Consider the following 15,591-nt stretch of genomic DNA (forward strand, 5'->3'; position numbering starts at 1 on the left):
TTCCACACCCAACTAAGCCAAACCCGCAACACACAAACGGTTGAAATCGCTGACAGACAACTCACTCATGCTTCAGGTGAAGGATGGCAATCTGGAAAAGATGGGCCTGCTCTTCGAGCGGTATCACCGCGCCCTGTTTGGTTTCCTGTACCACATGACGGGGCAAACCGATGCGAGCGAGGATCTGGTGCAGAATGTGTTTTACCGGATGCTGAAATACCGCCATACGTTTACGGGCGAAGGCGAGTTTCGGACGTGGATGTATCACCTGGCCCGCAACGTGCTGGCCGATCACGTTCGGAAAAACAAGCATTCGGCCTACCATTACGACGTGGCTGATTTTGTCGAGAAAATTGGCGGTGGCGTTTCGGCGGATGAGTCGATGCAGAAAGAACAGGAGTTGGCATCCTTGCACGATGCCCTGCGAAAACTGAGTCCCGAAAACCGGGAGATATTGATTCTGAGCCGTTTTCAGGAATTGAAATACGAAGAAATTGCCCGGATTCTGGACACGACCGAAGGAGCCGTAAAGGTCCGTGTTCACCGGGCGATGAATGAACTAAAAAGGGCTTTTGGCCGAGGATAATGCCAAAGTCAACGCCCAAAACGATACAACCATGAACTGTGAAAGCGCACAAGAGCAATTGATTGATTTACTGAGCAATCAGGTTCCGAAAGCCGAGCGGGCCGCCGTCGAAGCGCACCTGGCGGAGTGTCCGGAATGCCAGGCCGAGCTGGCCGCTACCCGGCAACTGTGGCTGGCGATGGGCAGCGTGCCGGTGCCCGAACCGGGCGAGAAAGTACGCTCCCGGTTTTACGCCATGCTGGAAACCGTCCAGATGGAAGAAGCAAAAAAACGCCGGCGCTCGTGGAAAAGTATCGCGCGCCGGGTTCGGCGGCTGCTGACGCCGGAACTCGCGATTCGGGTGGCCTACAGCCTGTCGCTGGTGCTGATCGGGTTGGCGGGCGGCTACTGGCTGAGTGCGAAAAAGGCCCCGGTTTACGAACAGCAAATCAGCGAACTGGATGCGCAGGTGAAGGAAATGCGCCAGACGGTTTTGCTGTCCCTGCTCGAAAACTCCTCGGCAACCGAACGGCTTCGGGCGGTGGAATACACCAAAGACATCGAGCATGCGGATGAACAGGTGGTGGAAGCGTTGCTGAGTACGCTCAACAACGATTCGAATGTCAACGTCCGGCTGGTAACGCTCGAAGCCCTGGCCCAGCTCGCAGCTGATCCGAAAGTCCGCGAAGGACTGGTTCATGCGATTGTCAAGCAGGATTCGCCCCTGGTCCAATCCGCCCTGGCCGACATTATGGTGAAACTTCAGGAAAAACGATCGCTCAAACCGCTTCGGCAACTGCTCCGGCAGGAAAACCTCAATGACTTCGTCAAGGTGAAAATCGAACAGACCATCAAGGATTTGTCGTGAGGGAGAGAAGAGAGGATAGACAAGAGAGGATAGACTTGTCATGCCATTCCCACTTCTTTCCTCCTACGTCTCTGCTCTCACGTCTTTACTCTCACGTCGCCACTCTTTAATCTCTAAAAATCAACTCCGTATGAAACCGTTTATCACCCTCATTCTGGTGGGGCTGGGGCTTTCCTGTGCTTCTGCATCGGCCCAAACCCAGGAATTTAAGGACCACATCAGCAAAGAATTTACCTTGTCGAAAGACGCAGGCAGCAGCACGCTGGCGATTTACAACATCAGCGGTTTTATTAAAGTCGAAGGGTATGCGGGCACCAAAGTGGTCCTGGAAATTGATCGCAGCATTTCGGCCAAAACCACGGAGTTACTGGAACAGGGCAAGAAGGAATTTCTGCTGCAATTCGATCAGGACGCCGACAGCATCATTGCCTACATCGCCCAGCCCTACGATTCGCGCCCCAATCGCAACAACTGGAATAACGGCAACGGCACCAACCACCGACGGATCGATTACAAATACGACCTGGATTTTACGGTAAAAGTCCCCTATTCGATGAATCTGCACGTTTCGACGGTAAACAACGGGAATGTAACCGTAAAAGACGTGAGCGGTTCCCTGTTTGCGCACAACGTCAACGGGGCGATAACGCTGACCAACATCAAGGGCGCTACCGACGCCCGGACGATCAACGGAAACGTGGAAGCGAATTATCTGGCCAGTCCGCCCGAGCAATCGAAATATTATACGCTCAATGGCGACATCAAGATCAGCTATCCCGCCAATTTATCCGCCGATCTGAGTTTTAAAAGCTTTCAGGGAGAGTTTTACACGGATTTTCCGAATGCCGAACTACTCCCGGCGAAAGTTACCAAAACCCAGGAAAAGCGGAGCGACGGCACGGTTTACAAGCTCAATAAAGACACGGCCATCCGAATCGGAAACGGCGGCAAAACGCTCCGCTTCGAGACGTTCAACGGCAATGTGTACATTAAAAAACAAACGTAAATGCCCCTCCTTCCCGAAAGCCGATCCAACCTAAAATTCTGTTCTGGTGATAGTTATTCCGAAAAGAACGCTCTGGTGGTAACCCCGGAGGGGTGGTCTGTCACTAGAACAAATCAGCTGACCCAGGCAGATTAAGCCCCGGCCGGGGCGTTTTCAAGGATGATTCAGGGATCAGGTCGCCCCGTACGGGGCTGGGAATGAATGAGCGGGTTTACTAAACTAGTAACAGGCATCCCCTCCGGGGAAAGTGGGAGTTGCCCCAACAAAATCACACTGCAAAAAGCTACCAGACCGCGCCGACAGGTCGGTTTTGAAGGTCGCAGAATAATGAGCTGATCACAAAAATTTTCAATAACAATCTGAAAACTATGAAACCAAATCGCATCACCACCGCCCTTTTAATGCTCATTTCGCTGGCCGAAATCCAGCCCATCATGGCCCAAAGTGAAACAAAAGAACAATTAACCATCCCGTTGAGCGACCCGAATAAACCGGGATTCCTGCGGGTCGGGCTCATCAACGGCTCCATCCACGTCGTTGGCTACACCGGAAAAGAAGTGGTGGTCGATGCCGTTGCCGAACCCAATACCGGCAAGCGAAAAGAGGAGAAACCGGATGAACTCGCCAACGGCATGAAGCGGCTTTCGACCCGTGGCGGTCTTGACATGAGTGCCGAAGAGCAAAATAACAAGATAAACCTCAGCGCGGGTTCGATAAAACGCCCCATTAACCTGACCATTAAAGTGCCTCAGCAGTTTTCGCTCAAAGTCAGCACGGTCAACAATGGCGACATTTCGATCGAAAACGTGAACGGCGAACTGGAAGTCAACAATGTGAACGGGCAAATCCAGCTCACCAACGTCGCCGGTTCAGCAGTAGCCAATACCGTCAACGGGAATTTGAAAGCCACGTTTCGAACGATCAATTCGGACGTGCCGATGGCCTTCTCGACGCTGAACGGAAACGTCGATGTTACCTTTCCGGCCAACGCCAAATTTGACGTAAAACTTAAATCCGACCGGGGCGAAATCTTCAGCGACTTCGACGTGGACGTGGATAAAAGCCAGCCCAAAGCCACCCGTTCCAGCCAGACCGGTATGTATAAAGTTAGCATCGACGACTGGGTACAGGGCAAAGTCAACGGCGGGGGCCGCGAGGTGATGATGAAAAACATGCACGGCAATATTTATATCCGCAAAGCGAAGTAAGGCACCGTCTGCAACCATTTGGGCCCGGTGGCCGTTGTTCAGGAAACAAATTTGGCAACCGCCCGAGCTTGGGCGGTTGCGCACTTCACCGAATGGACAAACTGTATACGGCGAAAGCCACCGCAACCGGAGGCCGCAACGGCCACGTAAAATCGCACGATGGGGCACTGGATGTCGATGTGCGCGTACCGAAAGAAATGGGCGGCCCCGGCGGCACCTACCTCAACCCGGAAACCCTGTTTGCCGCCGGTTACGCGGCCTGTTTCGACAGTGCGCTGAGTCTGATTATCCGCACCCAGAAGGTAGAAGCCGGTCAGACCAGCGTAACGGCCCAGGTCAGCATTGGCAAGAACGACGCCGGTGGATTTGGATTAGCCGTTGTGCTGGAAGTTCAGATTCCGGGGGTCGAACGCGTGCAGGCGGAAGAACTGGTTGAGAAAGCCCACCAGGTTTGCCCATATTCCAACGCCACCCGTGGAAACATTCAGGTTGATCTGAAAATCGTGGATTAATTCAATCGGTTTCTACGACAAAAGCCGCCCAAATCAACCCTGGGCGGCTTTTGTTGTATTTTCAGCTATAAAATAAGTGCTTTGTTAACCCCGAAAAACCAGTTCTGAAGCCGGCGTGAGCAGCACGGCTTCCCGCTGACGCTCTTCCACAACCGCTTCGGAAGGAGCCAGAGCCCCATCGACCATGGCACCGACAATGGCTACGGTGACGGCAATCACCAGCGCCGGCCAAAATCCGACAATCGTGAAACTACCCATCATTTTATCGATGAGTTTGAGCAGAATGGCCGTCACGATGATCCGCACAATACCCGTTAAGAAAAAGAGCGTCACCAGATTCAGCGGAAAACGAATGATCCAGCCGACCAGAAAGTTAAGAACAGCCAGAATAACCGCAATCAGCAGGGCGGTGCCAAAACTTTTTACGTCTACCTGGGGCATGATGTAGGCCAAGCCGAAGATAACGGCGGCATCGAGTAACAGGTGCAAAATTAGGTTCATACGAATGTGAAAATAGTGAGAATAATCTCTAAACTCTTTCATTTGCCGCTTGTTCAAACGATAGACTATTTTCCACCCGCTATGAAACCGCTATTCCGGCCCATCGGTCTCTCCACCCTGTTCGTTATTTTCTCTTTTGCGCGCTCCTTCGGCCAGCAACCCGCTCCGGCGACCGAGGCACAAAAAGGGGCGTATCAATACCGGAAAGCGGCATACGACGGCATTGGAAAAACGTACCTGGGCCGGGAAATTTCGCAGGTCATGGGGCATCTGGGAGCCGCCTGGCTCGAGCGACCGGAACGCGAACAGGAAGAGCGCACCGATCTGCTGCTGGAGGCCCTGAACCTGAAACCAACGGATGTGGTGGCGGATGTGGGAGCCGGAACCGGGTATTTCACGTTTCTGATGGCACCGAAAGTCCACCGGGGCAAAGTTCTGGCGGTCGACATTGAAAATGAGATGATTAACGACCTGAATCAGGCCAGAAAGAAGAAAAACGCGACTAATGTCGAGCCGGTTTTGGGAACGATTACCGACCCGAAACTTCCCGCCAACGGCATCGATATGGCCCTGATGATTGATGCGTATCACGAGTTTTCGCATCCCCGTGAAATGATGACCAACATCGTTCGGGCTCTCAAACCCGGCGGGCGGGTGGTGCTGGTCGAATACCGGGCGGAAGACCCGAGTGTCCCCATCAAACCCCACCACAAAATGAGCATCGCCCAGGCCACGAAAGAGATGAAAGCCGTGGGACTAACGCTAAAAAGCGTGTATAAAAAACTGCCGCAGCAACACGTTATGATTTTTCAGAAGGAAATGCCATAAGAACGCGGATCGAGCGGGTTGAAATCTGTCCGCTCAACGCTTCTACCCAAACGCAGCGTTGACCGGTTTTTCAATTTCTCATTTAAACAACCAGCCCACTCAACCCGTTACTTCCCTGAATAATTTCGTTTGCCTGTGTCATCAACACCATCTGCGGTTTCGTCTTCCCCCAATAAATGGATCATACTGGGCACCATCATGTTCGGTACGTTCATGTCGACCCTCGACAGCAGCATCGTCAACATTGCCCTGCCCACCATCCGGCGCCAGTTGGGCGCGGGCGACCGTGTCGAGTGGATTGTGCTGTGTTACCTGCTGACCACCACCAGTACTCTTCTCATCATGGGAAAAGTGTCCGATTGGGTGGGCCGCCGGCAGCTTTATATCACCGGTTTTTGTGTGTTTGTGCTGGGGTCGCTGCTGTGTGGACTGGCGTGGAATCTCTGGTCGCTGGTAGGGTTTCGGGTGCTTCAGGGCCTGGGCGCATCCATGATTTTTGCCGTTGGCCCGGCCATTATCGGCGATACCTTTGCCCCGCAGGAACGCGGACAGGCGATGGGCCTGATGGGTTCCATCGTGGCCGCAGGTTCCAGTGCGGGGCCGGTTATCGGCGGTTTTCTGCTGGGCAAGTTCGGGTGGTCAAGCATCTTTTTTGTAAACGTACCGATCGGCTTACTCGCCATCTGGCGGGCCTGGACTATCCTGCCGGATAGTCCGAAAGCGCCCGGTCAGCGCTTCGATCTGGTGGGTGCCGGGCTTTTTCTGACGGGTGTCATTACGCTGCTCACTGGCCTGGACTTTGGTCCGGAACCCCGGTATGGGTGGGACAATCCGCTCGTAATCGCGTTACTATCGGTCGGAGCGGTTTTACTCCTGCTCTTTCTATTTTGGGAAATGCGGGTTCGGGAACCCATGCTGCAGTTGAGTCTGTTCCGGATCCGCTCCTTTACGGCGGCTATTCTGGCGGCTTTTTGTGGCTTTGTCGCTTCGGGAGGCAACCTGTTCGTGATTCCTTTTTTTCTGCAACAACTCCTGGCGCTCACGCCCGAACGGGCCGGATTGATCTTGCTGGCGGGGCCCTTAACCCTCAGCCTGGTTGCGCCCCTGGGCGGTTACCTTTCCAGCCGGGTCAAGACCCGCTGGCTGTCCAGTATTGGCTTACTGATTACGGCCAGCGGGTATTTTGCCTTTTCGTTTCTGGATAGCAGCTGGGACTGGCATGACGTCGTCTGGCGCAGTTCGCTGGTTAGTCTGGGATTTGGGTTATTTCAGTCGCCCAACAGCAGCAGCGCCCTCAACTCGGCCCCCCTGGCCCAACGGGGTATTGCCAGCAGTATGATTGCCTTCATGCGTAACCTGGGTTTTGTGGTGGGCATTGCAATGGCAGCTGCCGTTTGGTACAGCAGCCGCAACCGCTGGGCGCTGGCGCATGCGATAACGCCCGAATCGGTCGAGGCCCAGCTTCTCGGCATGCATTACGTTTATCTGGTGATGACCGGTTTAGTCCTCACCGGAGCCTTTATTTCCTTTATACGCGGTGAAGTAACTCCGCCGGCCCCGCAGCCCGTTTATCCGGATGGTTCTTCCGTGGCCGGAACGACTCCTTAGCGGTTTTCGATGGCTTCAACAACCAGATAACCCTATGATTTATAGTGCATTATATCAATACCGCTCCGCTCCAAACACACCTTCATGTGTTTTATTTAAGTATAAAAAACTAGCGAAGCTCGCCGGGAACGCCGGTTGGTAGTCCTTTTGCCAGATCAACCTCCATTTTGTGCTTATCCAGCTCTGCCTGAATGATGCCGGATGACATACCGGTTACCCTGAGCTTCACGTCTTTGGCTTTTAGGAAACCCGTATGTTTGCCGCTCACGGTTATATCCGCGTCCCAGGATACGGGCTTATCGTACCCACCAGGTCGTAACGTCGATGACTCACTGCCATTTAAAATGTAAACACCGTCATCCGTAAAATCAACGTATTTAATGACTCGCCGAGGTTCATCAGCCGAACCCGGTGTTGGTTTCACCGTGCTGATTTCAGCATACCCGGCTACTTTACCTTTCAGTGTGCCCTGTTCCGGATAGGTGGCAGTCGTCCATTTAAAGTCCTTGAGGTCAGTGGCCCAGTTCATCGCTGGCGTCGTAGGCGGAAGGGGCTTTGTCGGCTTTCTGGCCGTAAACCGGGCCATACGAAGCCGTCCGGTTCTTTCTCCTTCCTTCACGGTGTTCGGGTCTTTTTGTTCCCAAAAAATACCGTGGGTACTGGAGGGATGCCAGGCGAAATTTCCCATATGATTATAGAGCGTAACATCGTCTTTATCCGTCATCAGATTGACGCCGGTATAGCCGTCTTCGGGTAGTCGGGCCCGGTCACCATAACTATCCACCATAGTGAGTCCATAAAAGCGGGTGGCCTTGGGATAGCCTTCATACTCGGCATTTCGCTGCATGGAAACACCAGCCGCCTGCGGTAGTCCGGCAAAAAGCGGCCGGGGAATCAGGCCGAACGCATCCATTCGGGTGATATGCCTGTGCGTTTGAAAAATGACCCATTTTCCATCCGGTGACGGATAGGTGCCTTCGTCGTAACTGAAGTGTTTGGTCAGACGGGTTAGGGTGCCAGTGGTCAGATCAATCTTTGCCAGGTCGTAGTTGTTGCTTTCAAACAGGGCCAGATTAATGAGTGACCGGCCGCCGTCAGCAAAACTTTTCACTTCGCCAGCCCCGTCTATTTTTGGTCGGAACGCTAAAAAATCAGCTTCATTGGGACTGCTGGCAACCACTTTGCCCTGTTGCAGTTCATAATGATCGCCCTTGTCGTCCGACACTCTCGTCAAGTCACTGACCAGTACCAGATACCCTCGGGTAGTGACCAACCCGGTGGCCACGTTTACCCCATTGGGCGACATGTTGGTGGCAATTCGCCGAACAATCGTGGCCTGCGGAATAGCCGGGTAAACCAATGGAAGGATCCGGGCTTCTTTACAGTTGACGATCGACGGGCTACACTCTAAAACTCCGCGGGGTGTATACACCCGTTTCCCATCGGGCAAAGGGACCGGCATTTCATCGCCAATCTCCTCTTTCAACTCACAAGTCAGGCAATTGAACTCGCTGCCGTCTTCTTTCATGACGGCGAGATCGCTCTTTTTCTTCCCCACAAAATGCACTTCCATAAGAAGGTGCTCCCCATCGGGAAGATAATTGACCAGATCGCTTTCAACCACATTTTTGGGGAGCGGAATGGTTGAAATCGTGAACGGTTCTGGTTTGGGCGGTTTAGGCAGCTTCGGGATCAGCGAATAATTGATAGCTGCCTGTGCGCTTTTGTCCTGTGAAAAACTCAAAAACGGTAGCAGTACAGCCATTGCCGCCAATAAGAATGGCCATTTTACTTCGAAAAACTTAGGCGTTATCATGCCGTTTTTATTTATTTTTTGATGTCTGTATAGCTGCTTTATTTGACGACCACCCGCACCCGGTCCAGGTTTTGGATTCGGGTATACGGAGTTTTGGCATCACCAGTCCGTTGAGAAGCGACGCGCAACGATGGAAAGTACGTACCGGGTTTGGAGAATGTATACGTTGTCGTCAGCCTTACCCGAGCGCCGGTTTTGTCGGCCGGGGTGAACTTCCCGGCAACCGGAAACTGCTCGGACCCGACAAAATCCCATCCGGCAGCAGGCGTAACTTCTTTGGTCAACCCCTCAAAATTCCAGGCAGCCGCTACCACTTTGCCCTGATTGGCGGGCACCTCCACCTCAGCCGTGAACGTGACAGGCTGGCCAATCTTCACCTCCGCCCGTTTGCCTCCGTTGGCTTTCACCACCACCACCGGCTGAATGCCCCGGCGCTCGTTGGCCGTTGGGGGGATGACCACCTGACCATCCACGATTTTATACGCGGTGGTAGCCGCCGGATCAATGCCTTTTTCAACCCAGGCACTTAAATCACGTAACGCCTGCTGCAATAGGCCCAGGTAGCCAACCGTACGGGTGGGGTCATCTTCCATGGAAATATCGCCGTGCAGCGCGTGGTCAGTAAACCACAGGCGGTAATGGCTATCGGTGCTGTCGCCCAGATGTTCCCGCACTTTTGTCCGGTACCAGTCGGCCTGCCAGGCAAACGCTTCCCGATCCAGGAGGGATTCGAGCATGATCATCTTGCCTTTAAACGTTCCGGTGGGCAACACGCCAGCCGCGCCTATCGTAAACCGGGGCCCTAAAAGCAGGGGGCGTTGCGGATAGATCGGTTTCCCGGCGGCATCCCTGAACTGGTCATACACCGGGTACTCCTTTCCGGGAACCTGGTGCCGGTGGTAGGTTTGAACCGCCAGAAAATTGGAATTATCTACCGCCACTTCATCGCCCGGCTTTAGCTGCAGGAGCACAGTGGGGTCAGCCGGGCCGACCACGACTTTATCACCGGATATTTTGGTGAGCTGGATCACTTTGCCCGCAGCGGCACCGGTTTTTATGACCAGACCACCGCCTAAAAAGGGAATGTCGGGCAAGCCATCGGCGAGTTGAAAGGCAACCGGCATCGCCCCTTCTACCCCGCCAATGCTTTTCCAGGCTGCATCGGCCGTACCCCGATCCTGGGGCGACATGGGCGCGGTTAATTTCAGACTCACCGCCTGATCAACCGAAATACCGGCTTTGATTTTGCTCGCTTGCTGAATTCGGGCTTTGCGCAGCGAAGCAGGCGCATTGGCCCCCAGGTAGCCGGGCTTAGTCCAGAAGTCTTCCTCAAAGTATTTTCGATCCGAAGCGACCACACCCTGATACAGTACCAAAAAACCATGAATTCCCATGCGCTTATAACCGAACCAGGATTGCGGTGGAAATCCCATATTCGTCACTTCCTGCAGAGCCTCTTTTTCTTCGGCGTTCAGACTGGCATACATATCACCGCTACCCCCCGGTTCGAGGGCATCGATGATTTGGGGAAACTTGTCATTGAGCACCCGCATGGCATGCATCCGCACGGTAAAGACATTGGGAATAGCCATCGGCGAACCCGACACATACGGCACCACGCCGTCCCACACGCCTTCGGTATTTTCGATTCCGCCGATGGTCCGGTACGAGCCCCCACTCCCGCCAAACGCATAGCCATAGGGCCGCTTGCCGCCGTACAGTTGAATCGCAACCACCCGTGCGTATTGGGCCGAAGCCGCATTGGCCCGGTAAGCACCAATCGACGGGCTTGTGCTAGGGCCTGGTCGGCTAAAGTCGACTCGGCCTCCCCCGTTCGTTTCGATAAAATAGGCTCCGCTGCTGATCGAGAAGCCAATTTTATCAGCCTCGCCTTTGGCACCCTGCGATAAGCTTTCATTGTCCGGAAACGGAGTTATGTATTGAAAAAACCGGCCCTGATACTGCTCTTTGGGCGGGAAGTAGAAGGAAAACCGGGTGTTGGTGTTTTTGAAGCCACCGTGTACATATCGGTGGCGAACGGGCGTGTCGCGCCACTCATCCACATCGACATACGGCTCCTTAAACAAGGTATCCTGGGTGATAAACTTTTTAGCCAGTTCGCTACTTAACTGGGGTAGCTTATTCTGAGCCGGCATCGTCGTAAACCCGCCGAGTAACAGACAAAACAGGATGGTGCGAAACCGGGTAAACCGCATAAGGTTGCTTGTTTAAAGGTTATCTGTGAAGCTGCGATTTAATGTAGATGACGTTCCCAACCGTACGCTGGCACACCATCCGTTAAACGACGCTGAGTGGACAATTACCGGACACTTATAAAGTCAGGTGTCGTATAAGGTTCAGTAAAGGTAAAGCAGAAAAATTATTATTATCTAAAAAAATAGATAATAATAATTTTTAATCCTTATACCTTTGACTGAGAACGGCTTTTCAGGCCCTGCGGATCCCCCTTACGCGAACGCTCCCCGGTGCTGGTTACGTTGGCTGGGGTGATGGGCGTTGGCATTTTCGGCCTTTATGGAAAACGGGGCACTCATCGTTCCCACCGACTGAATGCAGGCAGGTTTGTAGTAGCTTAATTTGGTAGTTTTATCAACAGGTTCGCAAAACCGTTGCTTTTTGATTACTTTTTATTCCTATTCCGCTAGACGTATGCATATTTTAAGTGAACAAGGCTATATTCAGCAAGTCTCCATTCATTGTGTCATATTCGGGTATCAGAACAAACAGCTTAAAGTACTTGTACCTAAACTCATTTTTAAGGGGGATTTCTGGGCGTTGCCCAGCGGTTTTGTGTATCAGGACGAAGACATCGACGAAGCCGCCAAGCGAATACTGGAAGACCGGACCGGCATAAAAGACGTCTATCTGGCGTCGTTCAAAACCATGGGGAAAGCGGGTCGAAACAGCCGGGATTTTCTGGATCGACTGATGGAACTCAACCCGAACCCATTAGACGATCAAGTCAAACGCAGAGAGTATGAATGGTTTACCCGACGGTTTATCGGAATTGGTTACTACGCCCTGGTCGATTTAAATCAGGTTGTTGCGCAGAAAAACGAAATTGATGCGTCGATCGAATGGTATGACATCAACGCGGTACCCCAGCTGATTATGGACCATAATGAGCTGGTCGATGAAGCTCTCGAAACCCTGCGTGCCGATCTCGATCGCAAGCATCTGGCTTTCCATTTGCTTCCGGAAACCTTTACCATGAAAGAGGTCCAGGAACTGTACGAAACGATTCTGGAGAAATCATTTGCAGCCAACAACTTTCCAAAACGGATTCTGGAGCTAAACGTACTGGAGCGGCTGGAAAAGAAATTTACGGGTGCTGCCAACAAAGCACCTTACCTCTACCGTTTTCCCAAACAGAATAGGCCTCCGCACGATACCTCAATCAGTGCGAATCGGTAGCTGTTTCCAGCAAGCAGCCGGGAAGATCGCCCAACCGGTTTTCCTCCTGATTGATCAGGCATCAATTATTTCCCGGACCTCCCGGACGGCCACCGCCGGGGAATCGCCCACCTCCGCCACCACCATCGCGCCAGTTCTGGCCGTCGGGCCGGTCGGTGCCGCGTGCCGGCGATGCGGCTGCTTTAAACTGGCGCAGGTTGTAGGTGAACGTCAGCATGAAATACCGTTGTAACACCTGAGCGCGGCTGTTTTCAACGTAGGTATCCGTTTGGGTTACGTTCAGGCTGTTATTTTGCTTCAACAAGTCAAATACCGACACCTTCAATTCGCCCCGCTGATCTTTCAGGAATTTCTTGCCCACGGCAGCATTCCAGAGCGTATATTGCTGGTTGATGCTTCCGTTGAAACCGGTATATTTCTGATTCGAAACATCGGATTGTAAGACCAGTCCCGGCCCGAAAATCCAGTTAATGCGCCCGCTCAGCACCTGGAAGTAATATTTATTGTTATTCTGCGCCTGAAGCGAGTATTTCACATCGTTGAAGTTACCCGAATACGACAGGAAAAAATCCAGTTTCTGGCTGATGTTGCTGCTCAGGTTGACCCCCTGCGACCAGGTCATGGTGTTGGCATTGTTAACCTGGTTGTTGATCAGACTCGGCGACGTACCGTAACTATTCCCGACATTAACGCTGATGTTGCTTTTGATAAATTTGAGCGGGGTGCTGTACGTCACAAACGTGCGGAGATTCCACAAACCGCTCAGGTTGACCGGGCGGGTCAATTGCACACCCTGGCCTAAGATCGTGCCGTTGGGTAAGGTGGCGGTTCCGTTGCTGATTACCGTCGAATTTCCAATGTAATTGTTGGTCGACCCCATGTTGATAAACACAAACAGGCTGCGGCCTTTCACCGGTTTGGTGAGTTGATACCGGGCCGAAACGTTGTGGCTGTACGACTGCTTTAAATTCGGATTTCCCAGCGTAAGAAAGAGCGGATTCGAGTTATCGAGTACGTTCTGGAGCTGCGTAACGCCGGGAGCCTGCGTATTGGTGCGGTAAAATAACCGGATGCGGCTGTCCGTCGAAAGCTTGATATCCAGCATGCCCGACGGCAACAGATTGTTGAAATGGGCCCGAACGTCGTTGTTTAACGGAAAAATCTGGTCGCTGAGCAAATCGGCCCGCTGGTAATTCAGATTCACGTTCAACCCCATTTTGGGCGACCGGTAATTATAGCCCACACCCGCCTGGTTGGTCAGGTAATCGTTCTGAAACGTATTCGACAGTAACGAATCCAGTTGGTCATAGCGTTGCGTGGCCGGATTGTAGCGGTTGGTCCGTTTGGTGGCATCACTGTAGCGGTAGGTCGTCGTATAATTCAATTGCAGCTGACTCAGTTTCGACAGCGGTTCCGTAAAAGCCGCGTTGAGCGAATATTGGTAGCTCGGCGTGTTGTTGTTGGTTTGCTGCTGAATGCGTTGATCCGGCGTTTTGCCCGTAAAATATTCATTCAGAGACAATTGTGAATTATTGCTGGTTTGGGTACTGATTTGGTTGCCGAAATTCAACGAGAGGGATCGCCCGCGTTTGGCAAACCGGTGACGAAAAAGAATGTTGTTGCTGAAGTTAAAAGCCCGGGTTCGGTTGGCATAATCCGTATTGGATCGGTTGAGCAGCAGACTGTCGGGCGGCAGAATGGGATTAAAATTGTTACCCAGCGTCGGATTTTCAGAGGTACTGTCACCAGCGAGGTAGGTAATCCCCTGGACATTGCTCGATGCGTTGTTGTTTTGCCACCGCAGCCGGGGCGTAATCAGCAGTGAATTATTGGAATTGATCGTGTATTCGAGCCGGAAATCCAGCCGATGGTTGTAATTATGGCTGCTGGTGCGGCTGTTTTCGAAGTAATTCTGGCTGGCATTTTCGGTCAGCGTATACCGGCGAAAAACCGTCTGCGCGTTGCTGTTGTTGCTGTTATTGAAAAAATAGCTACCCCGGATGGTGACGTGTTTGCCCCAGTCGTCGGAAAAGTTCAGCCCGATGGAATTGGTTTTGTTGATCCCGCTCTGCTGACCCACCAGGAAGTTGTCGGCACCTCCGCCACCCTGGCCACCTCCTCCACCCCGGTTTCCACCACCGCCGGCACCACCTCGTCCACCACCGGCACCGCCCCGGCCTCCGCCACCTCCTCCCCCGCCACCGCTACTGGCGACGCCGGTTAAATCCTGCGAGGAAAAGTTCTGCTGATTGATGTTGTTGCTCAGACCGACGATGGAAAACCGCCGGGCCCCGTTGAACATGTTGACATTGCCGCCCGCCGAATACGTATCGTTGGTTCCGTAACCGGCATAAACCCGGCCAAAGGTGCCGTTCTGCCGGTCACCGCGCGTCACGATGTTGATGGTTTTGGAAGTCTGCCCGTCGTTAAAACCGGTAAATTGGGCCTGATCGCTCAGGCGGTCGAAGATTTCGATTTTATCGACCACTTCGGCCGGCAAATTTCGCAGGGCAATACTCGGATCGTCGCCAAAGAAAATTTTTCCATCCACCAGCACTTGCTGCACGTCTTCGCCCTGGGCCTTCACCGTTCCGTTTTCGACGGTAATTCCCGGCATTTTTTTGATCAGATCCTCCGTTGTCGCATCACGCGTTACCTTAAAAGCTTCGGCGTTCAACTGAAGCGTATCGCCTTTCTGCTGAGCGGGCGGTATTTGCCCCTTGACCACTACTTCCTTGAGCGTTTTGGAATCCTCAGCCAGGGTGATATTGCCCAGGTTTTGAATGGGTTGGGTGATGGTAATGACCTGGTCGTAATCCTGAAAACCCAGGTAGGTAGCTTTCACCCGATATGCTTCCGGATTGAGATTCAGGAAGGTAAATACACCACTCGTATCCGTTACCGTATATTGTTTCTGGGTCGTGTCCTGCTGCGCTGTCAGAATAATAGGCACGCCAACCAGCGCCCCGTTTCTGGGATCGACAAATTTTCCGGTAAGCTGGTTGGTTTGCGCGAACAGCGACGTTGTCGAAGTCAGCAGGAAAACCACTACCGGATACACCAGAACCGGATACCGCCCAAAATGAACGGAACAGCACTGAAACAGACGTAAAATATTTGCATTCATTGATCCAGAAGGAGAAGATGGGCGGATTCACAATTTTGTCATCACAATGGAATTGAATTCCACCGTGATGACAAGGACTGTGATCGACAGAAAAGTTGATGAAGTGTAATCCCGACC

General features: G+C 52.7%; 12 protein-coding genes. 8 read left to right on the forward strand and 4 right to left on the reverse strand.

The window, feature by feature from the left end; translation table 11 throughout:
• Positions 1-67: 67 nt before the first annotated feature.
• The 5 genes from EHT87_RS10255 (at position 68) to EHT87_RS10275 (ending at position 4,159) form a co-directional block, all read left to right on the forward strand.
• On the forward strand, positions 68-586 hold the full coding sequence (locus EHT87_RS10255; protein WP_124907217.1) for an RNA polymerase sigma factor: 519 nt from the start codon (positions 68-70) through the stop codon (positions 584-586).
• Between the two features lie 31 nt (positions 587-617).
• Positions 618-1,433 carry a HEAT repeat domain-containing protein gene (locus EHT87_RS10260; RefSeq protein WP_124906541.1) on the forward strand — a complete coding sequence of 272 codons (816 nt, stop codon included), beginning with the start codon at positions 618-620 and terminating at the stop codon, positions 1,431-1,433.
• A 130-nt stretch (positions 1,434-1,563) separates the two neighbouring features.
• Positions 1,564-2,439: a DUF4097 family beta strand repeat-containing protein gene (locus tag EHT87_RS10265; protein ID WP_124906542.1), complete on the forward strand. Its 876-nt coding sequence runs from the start codon at positions 1,564-1,566 to the stop codon at positions 2,437-2,439.
• A gap of 368 nt (positions 2,440-2,807) precedes the next feature.
• Positions 2,808-3,647: a DUF4097 family beta strand repeat-containing protein gene (locus tag EHT87_RS10270; protein WP_124906543.1), complete on the forward strand. Its 840-nt coding sequence runs from the start codon at positions 2,808-2,810 to the stop codon at positions 3,645-3,647.
• A 92-nt stretch (positions 3,648-3,739) separates the two neighbouring features.
• Positions 3,740-4,159, forward strand: a complete 420-nt coding sequence (locus EHT87_RS10275; protein ID WP_124906544.1) for an organic hydroperoxide resistance protein — start codon at positions 3,740-3,742, stop codon at positions 4,157-4,159.
• A gap of 84 nt (positions 4,160-4,243) precedes the next feature.
• On the opposite strand, the gene EHT87_RS10280 is transcribed toward EHT87_RS10275, so the two are convergent.
• Positions 4,244-4,660, reverse strand: coding sequence for a phage holin family protein (locus EHT87_RS10280; RefSeq protein ID WP_124906545.1), 417 nt, complete (start codon positions 4,658-4,660; stop codon positions 4,244-4,246).
• Positions 4,661-4,741: 81 nt separating this feature from the next.
• On the opposite strand from EHT87_RS10280, the gene EHT87_RS10285 reads away from it, so the two are divergent.
• Both EHT87_RS10285 and EHT87_RS10290 read left to right on the forward strand, forming a co-directional pair.
• Positions 4,742-5,488: a class I SAM-dependent methyltransferase gene (locus tag EHT87_RS10285; protein ID WP_124906546.1), complete on the forward strand. Its 747-nt coding sequence runs from the start codon at positions 4,742-4,744 to the stop codon at positions 5,486-5,488.
• A 135-nt stretch (positions 5,489-5,623) separates the two neighbouring features.
• Positions 5,624-7,096, forward strand: a complete 1,473-nt coding sequence (locus EHT87_RS10290; RefSeq protein ID WP_229320978.1) for an MFS transporter — start codon at positions 5,624-5,626, stop codon at positions 7,094-7,096.
• Between the two features lie 109 nt (positions 7,097-7,205).
• Here the strand turns inward: EHT87_RS10290 and EHT87_RS10295 are convergent, their stop codons facing one another.
• Together EHT87_RS10295 and EHT87_RS10300 are read right to left on the reverse strand one after the other, a co-directional pair.
• The gene (locus tag EHT87_RS10295; protein ID WP_185716181.1) at positions 7,206-8,861 is read right to left on the reverse strand and encodes a PD40 domain-containing protein; all 1,656 of its coding nucleotides are present in this window, start codon (positions 8,859-8,861) and stop codon (positions 7,206-7,208) included.
• Positions 8,862-8,950: 89 nt separating this feature from the next.
• Positions 8,951-11,128 carry a hypothetical protein gene (locus tag EHT87_RS10300; protein ID WP_124906548.1) on the reverse strand — a complete coding sequence of 726 codons (2,178 nt, stop codon included), beginning with the start codon at positions 11,126-11,128 and terminating at the stop codon, positions 8,951-8,953.
• Positions 11,129-11,582: 454 nt separating this feature from the next.
• Here EHT87_RS10300 and EHT87_RS10305 point away from each other — a divergent pair, with 454 nt between their 5' ends.
• Positions 11,583-12,347 (forward strand): NUDIX hydrolase, encoded by a 765-nt coding sequence (locus EHT87_RS10305; RefSeq protein WP_124906549.1) that lies wholly within the window; start codon positions 11,583-11,585, stop codon positions 12,345-12,347.
• Positions 12,348-12,408: 61 nt separating this feature from the next.
• Here the strand turns inward: EHT87_RS10305 and EHT87_RS10310 are convergent, their stop codons facing one another.
• On the reverse strand, positions 12,409-15,474 hold the full coding sequence (locus tag EHT87_RS10310; protein WP_124906550.1) for an outer membrane beta-barrel protein: 3,066 nt from the start codon (positions 15,472-15,474) through the stop codon (positions 12,409-12,411).
• Positions 15,475-15,591: the final 117 nt, after the last annotated feature.

The organism is Larkinella knui (assembly GCF_003858645.1).
GTDB classification, from domain to species: domain Bacteria; phylum Bacteroidota; class Bacteroidia; order Cytophagales; family Spirosomataceae; genus Larkinella; species Larkinella knui.

Excerpts from the sequence above, each read along its gene's own strand:
- EHT87_RS10255 (WP_124907217.1), top strand. The coding sequence starts at position 68 with ATGCTTCAGGTGAAGGATGGCAATCTGGAAAAGATGGGCCTGCTCTTC.
- EHT87_RS10260 (WP_124906541.1), top strand. The coding sequence starts at position 618 with ATGAACTGTGAAAGCGCACAAGAGCAATTGATTGATTTACTGAGCAAT.
- EHT87_RS10265 (WP_124906542.1), top strand. The coding sequence starts at position 1,564 with ATGAAACCGTTTATCACCCTCATTCTGGTGGGGCTGGGGCTTTCCTGT.
- EHT87_RS10270 (WP_124906543.1), top strand. The coding sequence starts at position 2,808 with ATGAAACCAAATCGCATCACCACCGCCCTTTTAATGCTCATTTCGCTG.
- EHT87_RS10275 (WP_124906544.1), top strand. The coding sequence starts at position 3,740 with ATGGACAAACTGTATACGGCGAAAGCCACCGCAACCGGAGGCCGCAAC.
- EHT87_RS10280 (WP_124906545.1), bottom strand. The coding sequence starts at position 4,660 with ATGAACCTAATTTTGCACCTGTTACTCGATGCCGCCGTTATCTTCGGC.
- EHT87_RS10285 (WP_124906546.1), top strand. The coding sequence starts at position 4,742 with ATGAAACCGCTATTCCGGCCCATCGGTCTCTCCACCCTGTTCGTTATT.
- EHT87_RS10295 (WP_185716181.1), bottom strand. The coding sequence starts at position 8,861 with ATGGCTGTACTGCTACCGTTTTTGAGTTTTTCACAGGACAAAAGCGCA.
- EHT87_RS10300 (WP_124906548.1), bottom strand. The coding sequence starts at position 11,128 with ATGCGGTTTACCCGGTTTCGCACCATCCTGTTTTGTCTGTTACTCGGC.
- EHT87_RS10305 (WP_124906549.1), top strand. The coding sequence starts at position 11,583 with ATGCATATTTTAAGTGAACAAGGCTATATTCAGCAAGTCTCCATTCAT.
- EHT87_RS10310 (WP_124906550.1), bottom strand. The coding sequence starts at position 15,474 with ATGAATGCAAATATTTTACGTCTGTTTCAGTGCTGTTCCGTTCATTTT.